19 protein-coding genes are annotated in these 18,528 nt (G+C 40.5%); 18 read left to right on the forward strand and 1 reads right to left on the reverse strand.

Annotated features, from left to right (window positions below):
- Positions 1 to 21 precede the first annotated feature (21 nt).
- The 10 genes from udk (at position 22) to lepA (ending at position 11,336) form a co-directional block, all read left to right on the forward strand.
- Complete coding sequence (gene udk, locus HW098_RS02315) at positions 22 to 660, forward strand: uridine kinase (RefSeq protein ID WP_001181376.1); 639 nt, start codon at positions 22 to 24, stop codon at positions 658 to 660.
- Positions 661 to 770: 110 nt separating this feature from the next.
- On the forward strand, positions 771 to 3,155 hold the full coding sequence (locus HW098_RS02320) for a GbpC/Spa domain-containing protein (RefSeq protein WP_176139161.1): 2,385 nt from the start codon (positions 771 to 773) through the stop codon (positions 3,153 to 3,155).
- A gap of 240 nt (positions 3,156 to 3,395) precedes the next feature.
- Positions 3,396 to 4,736, forward strand: coding sequence for an exodeoxyribonuclease VII large subunit (gene xseA / locus HW098_RS02325; RefSeq protein ID WP_176139162.1), 1,341 nt, complete (start codon positions 3,396 to 3,398; stop codon positions 4,734 to 4,736).
- Positions 4,714 to 4,926, forward strand: coding sequence for an exodeoxyribonuclease VII small subunit (locus HW098_RS02330; protein ID WP_000043230.1), 213 nt, complete (start codon positions 4,714 to 4,716; stop codon positions 4,924 to 4,926). Before xseA ends, HW098_RS02330 begins: the two co-directional genes overlap by 23 nt.
- Positions 4,923 to 5,798: a polyprenyl synthetase family protein gene (locus tag HW098_RS02335; RefSeq protein WP_176139163.1), complete on the forward strand. Its 876-nt coding sequence runs from the start codon at positions 4,923 to 4,925 to the stop codon at positions 5,796 to 5,798. The genes HW098_RS02330 and HW098_RS02335 overlap by 4 nt, the downstream gene beginning before the upstream one ends.
- Positions 5,791 to 6,606 carry a TlyA family RNA methyltransferase gene (locus HW098_RS02340; protein ID WP_176139164.1) on the forward strand — a complete coding sequence of 272 codons (816 nt, stop codon included), beginning with the start codon at positions 5,791 to 5,793 and terminating at the stop codon, positions 6,604 to 6,606. The genes HW098_RS02335 and HW098_RS02340 overlap by 8 nt, the downstream gene beginning before the upstream one ends.
- Positions 6,599 to 7,030 (forward strand): arginine repressor, encoded by a 432-nt coding sequence (locus HW098_RS02345; RefSeq protein ID WP_101781983.1) that lies wholly within the window; start codon positions 6,599 to 6,601, stop codon positions 7,028 to 7,030. Before HW098_RS02340 ends, HW098_RS02345 begins: the two co-directional genes overlap by 8 nt.
- A 6-nt stretch (positions 7,031 to 7,036) precedes the next feature.
- Positions 7,037 to 8,704, forward strand: coding sequence for a DNA repair protein RecN (gene recN / locus HW098_RS02350; RefSeq protein ID WP_176139165.1), 1,668 nt, complete (start codon positions 7,037 to 7,039; stop codon positions 8,702 to 8,704).
- Position 8,705: 1 nt separating this feature from the next.
- A complete protein-coding gene (locus HW098_RS02355) occupies positions 8,706 to 9,434 on the forward strand; it encodes a metallophosphoesterase family protein (RefSeq protein ID WP_176139166.1) in 729 nt (242 codons plus the stop codon).
- Between the two features lie 78 nt (positions 9,435 to 9,512).
- Positions 9,513 to 11,336, forward strand: coding sequence for a translation elongation factor 4 (lepA, locus tag HW098_RS02360; protein WP_176139167.1), 1,824 nt, complete (start codon positions 9,513 to 9,515; stop codon positions 11,334 to 11,336).
- A 78-nt stretch (positions 11,337 to 11,414) separates the two neighbouring features.
- Here lepA and HW098_RS10430 read toward each other — a convergent pair whose 3' ends face one another.
- Positions 11,415 to 11,702 (reverse strand): hypothetical protein, encoded by a 288-nt coding sequence (locus HW098_RS10430; protein WP_240149445.1) that lies wholly within the window; start codon positions 11,700 to 11,702, stop codon positions 11,415 to 11,417.
- A 180-nt stretch (positions 11,703 to 11,882) separates the two neighbouring features.
- On the opposite strand from HW098_RS10430, the gene HW098_RS02370 reads away from it, so the two are divergent.
- From HW098_RS02370 to lacD, 8 genes are all read left to right on the forward strand, one after another.
- Positions 11,883 to 12,359, forward strand: coding sequence for a PTS sugar transporter subunit IIA (locus HW098_RS02370; protein WP_176139168.1), 477 nt, complete (start codon positions 11,883 to 11,885; stop codon positions 12,357 to 12,359).
- 38 nt (positions 12,360 to 12,397) lie between these two features.
- Positions 12,398 to 12,703: a PTS sugar transporter subunit IIB gene (locus HW098_RS02375; protein ID WP_000590550.1), complete on the forward strand. Its 306-nt coding sequence runs from the start codon at positions 12,398 to 12,400 to the stop codon at positions 12,701 to 12,703.
- Positions 12,704 to 12,750: 47 nt separating this feature from the next.
- Positions 12,751 to 14,226, forward strand: coding sequence for a PTS galactitol transporter subunit IIC (locus HW098_RS02380; RefSeq protein WP_176139169.1), 1,476 nt, complete (start codon positions 12,751 to 12,753; stop codon positions 14,224 to 14,226).
- Positions 14,227 to 14,429: 203 nt separating this feature from the next.
- The gene (locus tag HW098_RS02385) at positions 14,430 to 15,326 is read left to right on the forward strand and encodes an aldose 1-epimerase family protein (RefSeq protein ID WP_176139170.1); all 897 of its coding nucleotides are present in this window, start codon (positions 14,430 to 14,432) and stop codon (positions 15,324 to 15,326) included.
- 156 nt (positions 15,327 to 15,482) lie between these two features.
- A complete protein-coding gene (lacA, locus tag HW098_RS02390; protein ID WP_000029277.1) occupies positions 15,483 to 15,908 on the forward strand; it encodes a galactose-6-phosphate isomerase subunit LacA in 426 nt (141 codons plus the stop codon).
- 30 nt (positions 15,909 to 15,938) lie between these two features.
- Entirely contained in the window at positions 15,939 to 16,454 is a 516-nt protein-coding gene (gene lacB, locus HW098_RS02395) for a galactose-6-phosphate isomerase subunit LacB (RefSeq protein ID WP_001216913.1), read from the forward strand.
- Between the two features lie 10 nt (positions 16,455 to 16,464).
- A complete protein-coding gene (locus tag HW098_RS02400; RefSeq protein WP_176139171.1) occupies positions 16,465 to 17,394 on the forward strand; it encodes a tagatose-6-phosphate kinase in 930 nt (309 codons plus the stop codon).
- A 1-nt stretch (position 17,395) separates the two neighbouring features.
- Positions 17,396 to 18,376, forward strand: coding sequence for a tagatose-bisphosphate aldolase (gene lacD, locus HW098_RS02405; protein ID WP_001229114.1), 981 nt, complete (start codon positions 17,396 to 17,398; stop codon positions 18,374 to 18,376).
- Positions 18,377 to 18,528 lie beyond the last annotated feature (152 nt).

Genomic DNA, 18,528 nt, shown 5'->3' on the forward strand with positions numbered 1-18,528 from the left:
GATAAAAAAACGGAGGATAGCATGCAAAATAGACCAATCATTATCGGAGTGACAGGTGGTTCTGGTGGTGGTAAGACCAGTGTTTCAAGAGCCATTTTATCGCATTTCCCTGATGAAAAGATTTCCATGATTGAGCATGATTCATACTACAAGGATCAGTCTCATTTGACCTTTGAAGAGCGTGTCAAAACCAATTACGACCATCCTTTCGCCTTTGATACAGACTTGATGATCGAGCAGATTAAGGAATTGTTGGCGGGTCGTCCAGTGGACATTCCGACTTATGACTATACAGAGCATACACGAAGCAGCAAGACCTATCGTCAAGAACCTCAAGATGTCTTTATCGTTGAGGGGATTTTGGTCTTGGAGGACAAGCGCCTGCGAGATTTGATGGATATCAAGATTTTTGTGGATACAGATGATGATGTGCGCATTATTCGTCGTATCAAGCGTGATATGGAGGAGCGTGGCCGTAGCCTTGATAGCGTTATTGACCAGTATTTAGGTGTGGTTAAACCAATGTACCACCAGTTTATCGAACCAACCAAGCGTTATGCTGATATAGTCATTCCTGAGGGAGTCAGCAATACCGTGGCTATCGACCTGTTGACGACCAAGATTGCAAAGATTTTGGAAGAAGCCCGAAATAGCAAATAATCAGATGAATTAGATTTAAGTAAATTTATTGTATATGTATTAAGTTTGGAATATAAATAATCAAAAGAAACTAAGTTTTCTCTAAATCGTTCTAAGAAAGAGTGAGTAATATGAACAAAAACTCAGTAAAATTTGGATTAGCAAGCGCATGCTTAACTTCTGCTATCTTATTTGGGGTACATACAGTTGAAGCTTCTGACCAATCTTCAAACATTCAACAAAACGAGTTTGATAGTTATGGCAAGGCTTTAACTACGTATAAGGCAGAAACAACAAAATATGAATTAGATAAGAAAGCATATGAAGCAGAACTGAAAGCCTACAATGAAAGTGTGGCTAAATATGAAGCGGACAAGGCTGAGTACGATAAGGCGAAGGCTGAATATGACAAAGTGTTAGCTACAAATAAAGAGACACTTACAAAATACGAAAGTGACCTTTCGGAATACAATAAACAAAAAGCTGAGGCGGACAAGGTAAAAGCTGAATACGAAAAACTTAAAGCTGAGTGGGATGCTAAAAAAGCACAATATGAAAAAGATAAAGCGGCCTATAACAAAGCTCAAACTGACTATAATATGGCCAAAGCTGATTATGACGCTAAACTCGCAACATACAATACAAAACTTGCAGAATACAATAAACAAGTTAAATCTAATGAAGCTGCTGATAAAATTGAAAACGATAAACGTAGAGCAGAATATAACGAAAAATTGAAAAAATTCGAAGAAGAATCGAAGAAACCAGGTCGTTTTGCAAGCGAAGAAAAAAACTATTTGATTTTCGTTAAAGAACCAAATGCTAAAATCAGCATAGAAGTTAAAGATACTGGTGATACTGGTGCTTTAGCAATGTTGAAATATACTCAGAAAGACGGAAGTTTTTGGAAACTAAATCATAAAAAGTTGAGTAGCGACCAATTATCAGATGAAGCATTAGCAAAAAATAATTTGACAGATAAGATCATCAAACGATGGGATGAAACAGTAACAGGTTATCGAGAATACGGCAAAGACCCACATATCACCACATATCCTGTCATTGCCAAAAAAGATAGACCGTTTACCGTGACTTACACAAACTTAGAGAACACCACATACGATAAGAAAAAAGTCACACGTATTGATTATGAATACACTGTCTTAGAGACTGGTAGTTCTGTTGATACAATGCAAATTTCTCCTGCCTACGATCCAACTATTTCAGTATCAATCTATGGTGATTTCAGAAAACATGGATATAGTACAAGAGTTCGTATGAAACCAACTCTATATCTTGAAGATGGAACGAAAGTGATTCCAACGAAAGAAAAACCAGTTATGTTTGCAGTGAGTTCTATGAATACAGGATGGCATGGTTATAGTGACAATTCGTATTATTTCGCAGACAATAAGGATATGTTTAAGGAATTCTATGGGAAATCAGGAGTTTATGACGAATACTTAAATGACGAATTTAAGAAACTGTATAACGTAGATCTCGAAACAGCATCAAAACCCGGCGGATTATTGAGTGACCCTTCCAAACGTCAAGAGTGGAATACAAAAAAAGCAGAATTGAAAACAGCATACGTAAAAGATGAAGAAGAGTACAAAAAAGATGGTTTCAAAAAAGTCAAAGATTATATGACTAACAAATATGGATCCAATGTGAATACATGGCCTAGTACCTATCGTGAAATTGTGTATGCTATTCATAATGCTTCATTTATCAAATTGAATGAATCTTTTGTCTATAAACATGATGATGGATTTTATGCCGATAAAACATTAGATGAAATTAACAGTGGAAACCCGGTATGGGATAACCAAGAATCACCTTACAAATACAAAGGTGCAGGTGTTATAAAAGTGACAGAAGATGGCTTCTATTTGGAATTTGGTGCAACCGTCCCATTCACTCAATTATTCGGAATCAACACGGCTATCGTTGACGAATATATTGATGTGAAACCGAAACTAGAATTGGTTGAAACACCAAAACCAACGCCACCAACGAAACCAGTTGAACCAAAACAACCAGAACTTAAAGAACCAACACCATTAGGAGTTGCTCCAAAAGAACCAAACAAGTTCGATAAAGAAAAACCAGTGAAACCTGACTTGAAAGAACCAAAAGCTCCAACCCCACCGGTTAAGCCTGACTTGAAAGAACCAACGCCACCAACGAGACCAGTGGAGCCACCAAAAGTGGAGAAACCAGTAAAACCTGTTGAACCACCAAAAGAGGAGACACCAGTAAAACCTGTTGAACCACCAAAAGAGGAGATACCAGTAAAACCAGTGGAACCGCCAAAAGTGGAGAAACCAACAAAACAAGTTGAGCTACCAAAAGAGGAGACACCAACGAAACTAGTTGAGCCACCAAAAGAGGAAAAACCAACATTGCCACGTACGGGGAGTGCGTCGGACATGAGTATGACTGTGGTTGGGTTATTAACAACTTTAGCATCATTCTTTGTGTTTACTAAACGTAAAGATGAAAGTAACAAATAGTTATCAAGGTTTTGTCGAAAAGATTTAAGCAGAAGGCAAAAAGTTCACTTTTAAAATATCAAAAAAACGAGTATATCCGTAATTGGAGATACTCGTTTTCTTATGCCATAAGCTGTCAGATATTTGTTGTAAACCTATTATTTATTTTTCCTTCATAATGGTACATAAATGGAGATTTTTAGGCATATTTTTGGTATAATAATACCCATGAAAGAGCAAGAAAATGAATAGTAGGTGGAGATGGAAAAGTATTTATCGGTAACAACTTTGACCAAGTATCTGAAAATGAAATTCGATAAAGACCCTTACTTGGAACGGGTCTATTTAACTGGTCAAGTTTCCAATTTTCGTAAACGCCCTACTCACCAATATTTCTCCCTAAAGGATGACCATGCAGTTATTCAAGCGACCATCTGGTCTGGGATTTATCAGAAATTAGGTTTCGACCTGGAAGAAGGGATGAAGATCAATGTGATTGGGCGTGTACAGGTCTATGAACCGAGCGGTAGCTACTCCATCATCATTGAAAAGGCTGAGCCTGACGGGGTTGGGGCGCTCGCGATTCAGTTTGAACAACTCAAGAAAAAATTGACGGAAGAAGGCCTGTTTCAAGAACGCTTTAAGCAACCTCTGCCCCAATTTTCTAAGAGAATTGGTGTAGTAACCAGCCGTAGCGGAGCCGTTATTCGAGATATTATCACGACCGTCAGCAGGCGATTTCCAGGTGTCGATATCTTACTTTATCCAACTAAGGTTCAAGGTGAGGGTTCTGCGGAGGAAATTGCTAGAAATATTGCGCGTGCTAATCAACGGGACGATTTGGATTTGTTGATTATTGGTCGTGGTGGCGGTTCCATCGAGGATCTCTGGGCCTTTAACGAAGAAATTGTGGTACGAGCTATTTTTGAGTCTCGTTTGCCAGTTATTTCTAGTGTGGGGCATGAGACGGATGTGACCTTGGCAGATTTTGTGGCAGATCGACGAGCTGCAACGCCAACAGCGGCTGCTGAACTGGCAACACCTGTGACCAAGTTGGATGTATTAGCTCATTTGCAAAATCAGGAAAAGCGGATGGCAACAGCAGTCCGAAATGTCCTATCTAAAAAACAAGAAACTTTGAAAAAATGCAGTCAGTCTGTTATCTTTAGACAGCCAGAGCGTTTGTATGATGGCTATATGCAACGCTTGGATCAACTGCAACTGCGCTTAAAACAAAGTTTACGAACACGGATTTCTGATAACAAGCAATTAGTCCAAGCAAGGACGCATCGACTGGTTCAATTATCACCTGTTACTAAAATCCAACGTTATCAAGACCGTCTAGGTCAGTTGGATAAGCTCCTCCGTAGCCAAATGGCTCTGGTTTATGATGCCAAGGTTGCTGAGGTCAAGCGACTTTCAGAAGCCCTGCTCATGTTGGATACCAGTCGAATTGTGGCGCGTGGTTATGCTATTGTCAAAAAAGAAGAGTCCGTAGTTGATTCGGTTGAGAGTTTGAAGAAAAAAGACCAAGTGACGCTTTTGATGCGAGATGGTCAAGTAGAATTAGAGGTTAAAGATGTCAAAACAAAAGAAATTTGAGGAAAATCTAGCAGAACTGGAAACCATTGTCCAAAGTTTGGAAAATGGTGAAATTGCTCTGGAAGATGCGATTACTGCCTTTCAAAAGGGCATGGTCTTGTCAAAAGAGCTCCAAGCGACGCTGGACAAGGCTGAAAAGACCTTGGTCAAGGTCATGCAAGAAGACGGAACAGAAAGTGATTTTGAATGAAGAAGCAAGAAAAATTAGCTCTTGTCGAGTCAGCCTTGGAAGATTTTTATGGAGACCAGCAGTTTGCCTTTAGTTTGCGAGAGTCTGTTCTCTATTCCATTCATGCTGGTGGCAAGCGTATTCGGCCTTTTCTTCTGTTAGAAGTTCTGGAAGCCTTGCAAGTTGTCATCCAACCAGCTCATGCTCAGGTGGCTGCAGCCTTGGAAATGATTCATACAGGGAGCTTAATTCACGATGATCTTCCTGCCATGGATGATGATGATTACCGTCGGGGACGATTGACCAATCATAAGAAATTTGGCGAAGCAATGGCAATTTTGGCTGGAGATGCTTTATTCCTAGATCCCTATGCCTTGATTGCGCAGGCAGATTTGCCAAGTCAGATCAAGGTGGACTTGATTGCCAACTTATCGCTTGCTTCAGGAAGTCTGGGCATGGTGGCAGGGCAGGTTTTGGATATGGAGGGAGAACGCCAACATTTGTCTTTGGAAGAGCTCCAGACTATTCATGCTAATAAGACTGGAAAATTACTAGCCTATCCCTTTCAAGCGGCTGCTATTATAGCCGAATTGGTACCTGAGATGCAGGTGAAGCTGAAAACGGTTGGTGAATTGATTGGGCTTGCTTTTCAAGTTCGAGATGATGTACTGGATGTGACCGCCAGTTTTGAGGAAATCGGTAAGACACCACAAAAGGACTTGCAGGCAGAAAAGTCAACCTATCCTGCCTTGTTGGGCTTGGAAGAGGCAATTGCCTTTTGTAACCAAACCTTGGATCAAGCAAATGCAAAATTGGAAGAAATTACCCAGCAGGTTCCCTTTGAAATAGAATCGATTGTGAAAGTAGTAGAAAGTTTGAGAATCAATGGCTAAGGAAAGAGTGGATGTACTAGCTTATAAACAGGGCTTGTTTGAAACGAGAGAGCAGGCCAAGCGTGGTGTAATGGCTGGTCTAGTCGTAGCAGTCCTGAATGGAGAACGGTTTGACAAGCCAGGAGAGAAAATTCCAGATGACACCGAGCTAAAACTCAAGGGTGAAAAACTCAAGTATGTCAGCCGTGGTGGCTTGAAATTAGAAAAGGCCTTGCAGGTATTTGATTTGTCAGTTGATGGAGCGACCACGATTGATATCGGTGCTTCTACTGGAGGTTTTACCGATGTCATGTTGCAGAATGGTGCCGAGTTGGTCTTTGCAGTTGATGTTGGTACCAATCAATTGGCTTGGAAATTACGCCAAGACCCACGAGTTGTCAGTATGGAGCAGTTCAATTTTCGCTATGCTGAAAAGACTGATTTCGAGCAGGAACCGATCTTTGCCAGTATTGATGTGAGTTTCATTTCCCTCAGTCTGATTCTTCCGGCCTTGCATCGTGTCTTGGCCGATCAAGGTCAGGTTGTGGCTCTAGTTAAGCCTCAGTTTGAGGCAGGACGTGAGCAGATTGGGAAAAATGGAATTATTCGAGATGCCAAGGTTCACCAAAATGTCCTTGAATCTGTCACAGCTATGGCAGTAGAGGAAGGCTTTTCAGTCCTTGGTTTGGATTTTTCTCCCATCCAAGGTGGACATGGAAATATTGAGTTTTTAGCGTATTTGAAAAAAGAAGAGTCAGCAAGCAATCAGGTTCTTGCTGAGATTGAAGAAGTAGTAGAGAGGGCGCATAGTCAATTTAAAAATGAATAAAAAAGAGAGACTTGAAAAAATTAGACGATTTGTGACAGATTATCAAATCGGTACACAAGAAGAAATCGTAGAACATTTGAAAGAGGCTGGCATCACTGCCACTCAGGCAACGGTATCCCGAGATATCAAAGAGCTAGGTATTGTCAAAATTCCTTTGAGAGACAACACCTATGTCTATGAATTGCCAAAATCAATCGTAAAAAGTTTGCAACTGGCTGAAGACAATATCGAATCGGCAGACTTGATGGACAAGATGATCAATCTTCAAGTTATTCCAGGAAATACGGCTTTTGTAAAAGCTCAGTTAACCGAGACGTTTGCGGACAAGATTTTTAGCTGTTTGGCTGATGATAGCTCGATTTTAGTCATTGCCAGAAGTGAAAGTCTAGCTGAGGAAATCTTTGAACAAGTAAAAAATTGGTAGGTCTATATGTTACTTGAAATTTCGATAAAAAACTTTGCCATTATTGAGGCTATTTCCCTCAATTTTGAAAAGGGGATGACTGTCCTGACTGGTGAAACGGGTGCAGGGAAGTCAATTATCATTGATGCCATGAATATGATGTTGGGAGCTCGTGCGATGACAGATGTTATTCGTCATGGTGCGCCAAAGGCAGAGATTGAGGGGCTTTTCTCAGTTGAGAATAGTCGCCTTTTACAGGAAATTTTTGATGAGCAAGGTTTAGAATTGGGTGATGAAATTATCATTCGTCGGGAAATCTTGCAAAATGGTCGGAGTATTAGTCGTGTCAATGGCCAGATGGTTAATCTGTCTGTTTTGCGTGCTATTGGACAACATCTTGTGGATATTCATGGTCAACATGACCAAGAAGAGTTAATGCGTCCCCAACTGCATATCCAGATGCTGGATGAATTTGGCGATGCATCTTTTTGGAAATTGAAAGAAACCTATCAGACGAGTTTTGATGCTTATCGGAAAATGCGCAAGCAGGTTCTGGAAGTCAAGAAAAACCAACAAGAACATAAGGCACGTATCGAAATGTTGGAATTTCAAATGGCAGAGATTGAGGCAGCAAACTTGCAGGCTGGAGAAGATCTGGCTCTCAATCAAGAGCGTGATAAACTTCTCAATCATAAAAATATTGCGGATACACTGACCAATGCCTACAGCATGTTGGACAATGAAGATTTTTCAAGTCTGGCCAATGTTCGTTCAGCCATGAATGACATGGAAAGTGTTGAAGAGTACGACCCTGAATACCGTGAAATTTCAAGCTCACTGTCTGAGACCTACTATGTCTTAGAAGATATTAGCAAGCGTCTGGAAGCTATTATCGAGAATCTTGATTTTGACGGCAATCGTCTCATGCAGGTTGAGAATCGTTTGGACCTCCTTCATACTATTACCCGTAAGTACGGTGGGACTGTTGATGATGTCTTGCTTTATTTTGCCAAGATTACGGATGAATACAATCTCTTGACAGGAAATAACCTTTCATCTGAGGACATGGAAGCAGAGCTGAAAAAATTGGAAGTCAATCTTGTCGACTTGGCAGTTCAGCTTGCATCTGCTCGTCATGACCTGGCCCAGCAATTAGAATCTGAGATTAAACAAGAACTGCAGGATCTGTATATGGAAAAAGCCCAGTTTCAAGTTCGTTTTAGCAAGGGCAAATTCAGTCGTGAGGGCAATGAAATGGTTGAGTTTTACATTTCAACCAACCCTGGCGAAGACTTTAAACCCTTGGTCAGGGTTGCTTCTGGTGGGGAATTATCTCGTCTCATGCTAGCCATTAAGTCTGCCTTTTCTCGTAAAGAGGGTAAGACTAGTATTGTCTTTGATGAGGTGGATACAGGAGTTTCAGGTCGTGTAGCTCAGGCTATTGCACAGAAGATTCACAAGATTGGTCAGCATGGGCAGGTTCTAGCTATTTCCCATTTACCACAAGTGATTGCGATTGCGGATTATCAATTCTTTATTGAGAAGATTAGTAATGACCATTCAACGGTTTCAACTGCTCGTCTCTTGACGGTTGAAGAGCGAGTGGAAGAAGTTGCCAAGATGCTGGCAGGTGATGATGTGACGGAAGCAGCCCTGACGCAAGCCAGAGAATTGTTGAGAAACAGGGAGAAATAAGATGACAGGCTATTATGTAATTGGAGATGTTCATGGAAAAGCTGGGATGCTGGAAGACCTTCTCAAAACATGGGATGGTCAGACCCAGTTGCTCTTTCTAGGCGATTTGATTGACCGTGGTGAAGATAGTCGCCGTGTCCTTGAAATGGTCAAGGACTTGGTGGACAATCAAGGGGCTATCTGTTTGTCAGGGAACCACGAGTATATGTTTTTGACTTGGCTCGATAACCCAGAAGAAAGTTATGACCATTATCGTCGCAATGGTGGAGATACAACTATTAACTCTATCCTAGGTCGTCCCTTGGATGCCCCAGTTGATGGAGTAGAAGATGCCAAGCGTGTTGCCACCGAAGCGGCAGAATTAGTCGAATTTATTCGTCAAATGCCATTTGTGGTAGAGACAGATAAGTATATCTTTGTGCACGCAGGTATTGATTTGACCTTAGACGACTGGCATGAAACAACAGATTATAAGAAAGTCTGGCTTAGAAAACCATTCCACGAAGCAGAAAACCATACTGGAAAAACCATTGTCTTTGGCCATACACCGGTTTATGGTTTGCTGAAGCAAGAGCGTGGTACTGCTGAGCTTTGGACTACAGAAGATGGCAAGATTGGGATGGACGGAGGAGCTGTCTATGGTGGTGTCCTTCATGGGATTGTCTTTACAGACCAAGGAATGACAGAACACCACTTTATTGAAAATGACGGCTTTGTCGCTGAAGATTAGTACTCCTAGCAGGGTATGGTCTTGTCAAAATGTCAAAAACAATTTATAATAAATAGATACCCTGAAAGGAAGAGAATCATGAACTTAGAAGAATTGAAAAAACGACAGGAGAAGATCCGTAACTTCTCTATTATCGCCCATATTGACCACGGAAAGTCGACTCTAGCAGACCGCATTTTGGAAAAAACAGAGACCGTTTCAAGTCGTGAAATGCAGGCCCAGCTTTTGGATAGCATGGATCTAGAACGGGAACGTGGGATTACCATTAAGTTGAATGCCATTGAGTTGAATTACACTGCAAAAGATGGGGAAATTTATATTTTCCACTTGATTGACACACCAGGGCACGTTGACTTCACTTATGAAGTTTCACGTTCACTCGCTGCCTGTGAGGGGGCGATTTTGGTGGTCGATGCTGCCCAAGGGATTGAGGCTCAAACCCTTGCCAACGTTTATCTGGCCTTGGACAATGATTTGGAAATCATGCCAGTCATTAACAAAATTGACCTGCCAGCTGCAGATCCAGAGCGAGTGCGTACGGAGATTGAAGATGTGATTGGTTTGGATGCCAGTGAAGCAGTTTTGGCTTCTGCCAAGGCTGGTATCGGTATCGAAGAAATTCTTGAGCAAATCGTAGAAAAAGTGCCAGCGCCAACAGGTGATGTGACGGCGCCACTTAAGGCCTTGATTTTCGACTCTGTTTACGATGCCTACCGTGGGGTTATTCTCCAAGTTCGTGTTATGGACGGAGTGGTCAAACCTGGCGATAAGATTCAGCTTATGAGCAATGGCAAGACCTTTGATGTGACCGAAGTCGGTATATTTACACCGAAAGCAGTTGGTCGTGATTTTCTTGCGACTGGTGACGTTGGTTATATTGCGGCTTCTATTAAGACGGTTCAAGACACTCGTGTGGGTGATACAGTTACTTTGGCAACCAATCCTGCGGCAGAGCCATTACATGGTTACAAGCAGATGAATCCTATGGTCTTTGCGGGTCTCTATCCTATCGAGTCAAACAAGTACAATGACCTGCGTGAAGCCCTTGAAAAATTGCAACTGAATGATGCTAGTCTTCAGTTTGAACCAGAAACATCTCAGGCACTTGGATTTGGTTTCCGTTGTGGATTTCTTGGACTTCTCCATATGGATGTTATCCAAGAGCGTTTGGAACGTGAGTTCAACATTGACCTCATCATGACAGCTCCGTCTGTTATTTATAAGGTTAATTTGACCGACGGTGAGTCTATGGATGTGTCTAACCCATCTGAGTTCCCAGATCCAACTAAAATTGCGACCATTGAGGAACCTTATGTCAAGGCGCAAATCATGGTGCCACAGGAGTTCGTCGGAGCAGTCATGGAATTAGCTCAGCGTAAGCGTGGGGATTTTGTGACTATGGATTATATCGATGATAACCGTGTCAATGTTATCTATCAAATTCCACTTGCTGAAATCGTCTTTGATTTCTTTGATAAGCTTAAGTCTTCGACACGTGGTTACGCTAGCTTTGACTACGAATTGTCAGAATATCGCCCATCTAAGCTGGTGAAAATGGATATCCTTCTCAATGGAGACAAGGTGGATGCCCTCAGCTTTATCGTTCACAAGGACTTTGCCTACGAACGTGGGAAACTCATTGTTGATAAGCTCAAGAAAATTATTCCTCGCCAACAATTTGAGGTTCCAATCCAAGCAGCAATTGGACACAAGATTGTAGCTCGTACTGATATCAAGGCCCTTCGTAAGAACGTACTTGCTAAATGTTATGGTGGTGACGTTTCTCGTAAACGCAAACTCCTTGAAAAACAAAAAGCAGGTAAGAAGCGCATGAAAGCTATCGGATCAGTAGAAGTTCCACAAGAAGCCTTCCTCAGCGTCTTGAGTATGGATGAAGAATAAGTTATCAGAATTGTTTTTCTTGTTAATAGGAATTTATATAAGAATCAATCGTAAAGTAGGTTTAGATGGCCTGCTTTTTTAGTTTTTATACTCTTCGAAACTCTCTTCAAACCACGTCAGCGTCACCTTGCCGTATGTATGGTTACTGACTTCGTCAGTCTTATCTACAACCTCAAAACAGTGTTTTGAGCTGACTTCGTCAGTTTCATCTACAACCTCAAAACCATGTTTTGAGCTGACTTCGTCAGTTTCATCTACAACCTCAAAATCATGTTTTGAGCTGACTTCGTCAGTATTATCTACAATCTCAAAACTGTGTTTTGAGCAACCTGCGGCTAGCTTCCTAGTTTGCTCTTTGATTTTCATTGAGTATTAGAACAGAAAAAATGCTGGTAGTATTTGTTTGTGTGTTTATTTTTATATAACAAACTATAAACACAACAAAAATATAAAAAAAGAGACAAAAATCAACAGAAAACTATTGACAACGATTTCATATAGTGTTATACTTATGGCATAAAGTTAATGGAAAGAAGGGAAAACTTTATGGGATTAGATCATTTCTTTGACAAAAACCTTGTGTTTTGCTTAGAAGCGGATAATCAAGAACATCTCTTTGATCAGGTTTCGACTTTATTGGAAGAACTAGAAATCGTGACTCCAACCTATCGTGAAGCCTTGATCACGCGTGAAAAGTCATTTCCAACTGGCTTAGATATGGAATTTTTGGGTAAGGATTTGCCGAATGTGGCTATTCCTCATACAGATATTGTTCATAATCTAGCTGAAAAAGTTGTGGTCGTTCGATTAGATAAACCGGTGACTTTCCACAACATGATTGCACCAGATAAGGAAGTAGAGGTATCCTTGCTCTTCTTTATCATTAATAACTCAAGTTCAAGTCAAACAAACATTCTTGCTCAGTTGATGGACTTCTTTACTGGAAATGGTCATCTTGAAGACCTATCAAAAATTTCTGAACCAGAAGCCCTCTATGCTTATATCGCTGAAGCAATTGCTTAATCTTGTCTATTAAAAATATTAAATCGGAGGAAATCCATATGATTAAAATTCTTGCTGCCTGCGGTGCAGGTGTTAACTCAAGCCACCAAATTAAAAGTGCTCTTGAAGAAGAACTTTCAAACCGTGGTTACGATGTGCACTGTGATGCAGTCATGGTCAAAGACGTTAACGAAGACCTTATCAAAGGTTATGACATCTTCACACCAATTGCTGCGACAGACCTTGGTTTTGACCCAGGTATTCCAGTTATCGAAGCTGGACCAATCTTATTCCGTATCCCAGCTATGAGTGCTCCAGTATATGATAATATTGAAGCAGCTATTAAAGAACACGGGTTAAGCTAATTTTAATTTGTTAACATTCATATAACATAAAAAAGGGAGGAACTGTTATGGATGCAATCTTTGGCCTAATCAAAGAATTTTTCACACCTATCTTAGATATGGGTGGACCTGTCATCATGTTAATCATTTTGACATTATTGGCTCTACTTTTTGGAGTGAAATTCTCCAAAGCGCTTGAAGGTGGTATCAAACTTGCCATCGCTCTTACTGGTATCGGAGCTATCATCGGTATGCTAAATGGTGCTTTCTCAGCATCACTTGCAAAATTCGTTGAAAACACTGGTATCCAATTGAGTATCACTGACGTTGGTTGGGCACCACTTGCAACAATCACTTGGGGATCTGCTTGGACACTTTACTTCTTGCTCATCATGTTGATTGTCAACGTAGTGATGCTTGCTATGAAGAAAACTGATACACTTGACGTCGATATCTTCGATATCTGGCATTTGTCTATCACAGGTCTCTTGATTAAATGGTATGCAGACAACAACGGTGTGAGCCAAGGGATTTCACTCTTGATTGCTACAGCAGCTATCGTACTTGTTGGTGTGTTGAAAATTATCAACTCTGACTTGATGAAACCTACATTTGACGACCTTCTTAACGCACCAAGTTCATCACCAATGACATCAACTCACATGAACTACATGATGAACCCAGTTATCATGGTTTTGGATAAGATTTTTGAAAAATTCTTCCCAGGCCTTGATAAATATGACTTTGATGCTGCTAAATTGAACAAGAAAATCGGTTTCTGGGGATCTAAATTCTTTATCGGTTTCATTCTTGGTATTGTAATCGGTATTATGGGAACTCCACATCCAATTGCAGGTGTTGAAGATGCAGATAAATGGCGTCTGGTTATTAAAGGATGGTTGTCTCTTGGTTTGACTGCCGGTGTATCTTTGGAACTCTTCTCACTTATCGGTTCTTGGTTCATCGCAGCAGTAGAACCACTTTCACAAGGTATTACAAACGTTGCTACTAAACGTCTTCAAGGACGTAAATTCAACATCGGTCTTGACTGGCCATTCATCGCTGGTCGTGCTGAAATTTGGGCTTGTGCTAACGTACTTGCACCAATCATGTTGGTTGAAGCAGTACTTCTTTCAAAAGTCGGAAATGGTATCTTGCCACTTGCAGGTATCATTGCTATGGGTGTTACTCCAGCTCTCTTGGTTGTAACTCGTGGTAAATTGCTCCGTATGATTATCTTCGGAACACTCTTGTTGCCACTCTTCCTTCTTTCAGGTACACTTATCGCACCATTTGCAACAGAACTTGCTAAAGGTGTAGGTGCCTTCCCAGCAGGTGTGAGCGAAACTCAATTGATCACTCACTCAACTCTTGAAGGACCAATCGAAAAACTTCTTGGTTGGACGATTGGTAACACTACAACTGGTGATATCAAAGCAATCCTTGGTGCTGTAGTCTTCCTTGTATTCTATATCGGTATCTTTGCATGGTACAGAAAACAAATGATCAAACGTAACGAAGAGTACGCAGCAAAAGCAAAATAATGCGCTCCTATAAAATGTAAGCTCAATGAAAATCAAAGAGCAAACTAGGAAGCTAGCCGCAGGCTGTACTAAAGTACGGCAAGGCGACGCTGACGAAGTTTGAATTGGATTTTCGCAGAGCGTAAATTGTTGAAACTAGGTTGTCATACCATTAGGAGTGACAGCCTAGTTTTTTATAAACTATCAAGAAATCGGAGAAAATAATGGTAATTGAATTAAAATCAGAACAATTAAGAGTTCAATTTAACAGTTTTGGTGGGGCTCTGTCTTCAATAAAAGATGCCGAGGGAGTTGAGTATTTGTGGCAAGGGGATGCTACTTATTGGAGTGGACAAGCCCCTGTTCTCTTCCCCATTTGTGGTTCATTGAGAGAGGATACAGCCATCTATATAGATGAGAAGGGGCAAGAAATCCAAGGAAAGATTCCTCGTCATGGTTTGGTTCGCAAGAAAGAATTTGAATTAGTTGAACAGACAGATAAGAGTGTAACTTTTGCAATTGAAGACGATGAGAATAGCTATCAAAACTATCCTTATCATTTTCGTTTAGAGATCACTTATAGCCTTACTGGCAAGACAGTACGGACTCAATATAAAATTTTCAATAAAGAAACTAGCAAGGTCATGCCTTACTTTATTGGTGGACATCCAGGATTTAATTGTCCTCTACTGGATGATGAGGTCTATGAAGATTACTACTTAGAGTTTGAGAAAGAAGAGACTTGCTCTGTTCCACGTCCTTTCCCAGACACGGGGATGCTGGATTTTCAAGATAGAAGTCCATGGCTAGAGGGACAAAAAGAAATAGATCTTAGTTATGATCTTTTCAGCACAGATGCAGTTACCTTAGATGAATTGCAATCTCGAACAATTGCCCTTCGTTCCCGTAAACATGATAAGGGATTGAAAGTGCACTTTGCAGAGTTTCCAAACCTCATCATCTGGTCAACTTTGAACAAGGGGCCTTTCATTGCCTTTGAGCCATGGTCTGGCTTGTCAACATCCCTTGAAGAAGGAGATCATTTAGAAGATAAGAAGAATGTTCGTCTCTTAGAAGCCAATCAGGTTGAAAAATTAGGGTTTGAGATAGAAGTTTTATAAAAAAGTAAAAAATAAATAACAAAAACAAACACAAACTGTTGACTTTTTCAAACAATAGTAGTATATTATGTTTGTGAGGACTAATTGACTGTTTTTTAAAGACAGCCAATACACTGCTGGAATCCAGCATAGAAAAAATAAAAAGGAGTATACAATATGTCTATTGTTATCGGTGCAGATGCTGCAGGTTTGAGATTGAAAGAAGTTGTGAAAGACTTCTTAGAAAAAGAAAATTTCCACGTTGTGGATGTTACAGCTGAAGGTCAAGACTTTGTTGATGTGACTCTCGCTGTTGCTGCAGAAGTAAACAAAGAAGAACAAAACCTTGGTATCGTGATTGATGCTTACGGTGCTGGTCCATTTATGGTCGCAACAAAAATCAAAGGAATGGTTGCTGCAGAAGTATCTGACGAACGTTCAGCTTATATGACTCGTGGCCACAACAACTCACGTATGATCACTATGGGTGCACAACTTGTTGGTGATGAATTGGCTAAAAACATCGCTAAAGGATTTGTTAACGGTAAATACGACGGTGGTCGTCACCAAATTCGGGTCGACATGTTGAACAAAATGTGCTAATTAGATTACAGTAAGAAAGGTAAGTTAAAAATGAGAATTGCAATTGGATGTGACCACATCGTAACAGATGAAAAAATGGCGGTTTCAGAATTTTTGAAATCAAAAGGATATGAAGTCATCGACTTTGGTACCTATGACCACACACGTACTCACTACCCAATCTTTGGTAAAAAAGTTGGTGAAGCTGTAACTAGCGGTCAAGCTGATCTTGGAGTATGTATCTGTGGTACTGGTGTTGGTATCAACAACGCTGTAAATAAAGTTCCAGGTGTCCGTTCTGCCTTGGTTCGTGATATGACAACAGCCCTTTATGCTAAAGAACAATTGAACGCTAACGTTATCGGCTTTGGTGGTAAGATTACTGGTGAATTGCTCATGTGCGATATCATCGAAGCTTTCATCCATGCTGAATACAAACCATCTGAAGAAAACAAAAAATTGATTGCGAAAATTGAACACGTTGAAAGTCACAATGCTCAACAAACAGACGCAAACTTCTTCACTGAATTCCTTGAAAAATGGGATCGTGGAGAATACCACGACTAAGAGGTGACTTATGATTTTAACAGTCACAATGAACCCATCCATTGATATTTCCTATCCCTTGGATGAGTTGAAGATTGATACTGTCAATCGTGTGGTGGATGTAACCAAAACGGCTGGTGGTAAGGGACTCAATGTTACCCGAGTACTTTCAGAATTTGGAGATTCTGTTCTTGCTACTGGTTTAGTTGGTGGTAAACTTGGTGAGTTTTTGGTTGAACATATCGATGATCAAGTAAAGAAAGATTTCTTTTCTATTCAGGGAGAAACTCGTAACTGTATCGCTATTCTTCACGGAGACAACCAAACAGAAGTTCTTGAAAAAGGACCTGAAGTTCTTGAACAAGAAGGTCAAGACTTTTTGGAACATTTCAAAAATCTTCTGGAGTCAGTTGAAGTAGTAGCTATCTCAGGTAGTTTACCAGCTGGCCTTCCAGTTGACTACTATGCGAGCTTGGTAGAACTTGCTAATCAAGCTGGCAAGCCTGTAGTCTTGGACTGCTCTGGTGCAGCACTTCAGGCGGTTCTTGAATCATCACATAAACCAACAGTCATCAAACCAAATAATGAGGAATTATCTCAGCTTCTTGGAAGAGAAGTTTCTGAGGATTTGGATGAATTAAAAGAAGTACTTCAAGAACCTTTGTTTGCAGGGATTGAATGGATTATCGTTTCACTTGGTGCCAATGGTGCTTTTGCCAAACACGGCAACACTTTCTACAAGGTAGATATTCCTAGAATTCAGGTAGTCAACCCTGTTGGCTCTGGAGACTCTACTGTAGCAGGAATTTCTTCAGGACTACTTCATAAAGAATCGGATGCAGTATTACTCATCAAGGCAAATGTCCTTGGTATGCTCAATGCTCAAGAAAAAATGACTGGTCATGTCAACATGGCCAACTATCAAGCTCTATATGATCAATTAATAGTAAAAGAGGTATAAAATGGCTTTAACAGAACAAAAACGTGCACGCTTAGAAAAACTTTCTGATGAAAATGGTATCATCTCAGCTCTTGCATTTGACCAACGTGGTGCTTTGAAACGCCTCATGGCTCAACACCAAACAGAAGAACCAACTGTGGCTCAAATGGAAGAACTGAAAGTTTTGGTAGCAGATGAATTGACTAAATACGCTTCATCTATGCTTCTTGACCCTGAGTATGGACTTCCAGCAACTAAAGCTCTTGATGAAAAAGCTGGTCTCCTTCTTGCTTATGAAAAAACAGGTTATGATACAACAAGCACAAAACGCTTGCCTGACTGCTTGGATGTTTGGTCTGCAAAACGTATTAAAGAAGAAGGTGCAGATGCAGTTAAATTCTTGCTTTACTATGATGTAGATAGCTCAGACGAACTCAACCAAGAAAAACAGGCTTACATCGAACGTATCGGTTCTGAGTGTGTGGCTGAAGATATTCCATTCTTCCTTGAAATCCTTGCTTACGATGAAAAAATTGCGGACGCAGGTTCTGTAGAATACGCTAAAGTAAAACCACACAAAGTTATCGGTGCTATGAAAGTCTTCTCAGACCCACGCTTTAACATTGATGTCTTGAAAGTTGAAGTTCCTGTTAACATTAAATATGTTGAAGGATTCGCTGAAGGTGAAGTAGTTTATACACGTGAAGAAGCAGCAGCCTTCTTCAAAGCACAAGATGAAGCAACTAACTTGCCATATATCTACTTGAGTGCTGGTGTATCAGCTAAACTTTTCCAAGATACCCTTGTATTTGCCCATGAATCAGGTGCAAACTTTAATGGAGTTCTTTGTGGCCGTGCTACATGGGCTGGATCAGTTGAAGCTTACATCAAAGATGGTGAAGCAGCAGCTCGCGAATGGCTTCGCACAACTGGATTTGAAAACATTGACGAACTCAACAAAGTTCTTCAAACAACAGCAACTTCATGGAAAGAACGCGTTTAAGAAAGTCCTTCTAGTTTAGGAACATGAATCTAAAAAAATTTAAAAAAAGTTGTATGTAAAGGTTTACAAAATAACTTACTTGTGCTATACTTAAATCACAAGTTAATACAAGGTGAGTGTTACTAAGTAATATTAGGCATGATCACAGGTGA

This window comes from Streptococcus sp. 1453, from assembly GCF_013276955.1.
GTDB lineage: Bacteria > Bacillota > Bacilli > Lactobacillales > Streptococcaceae > Streptococcus.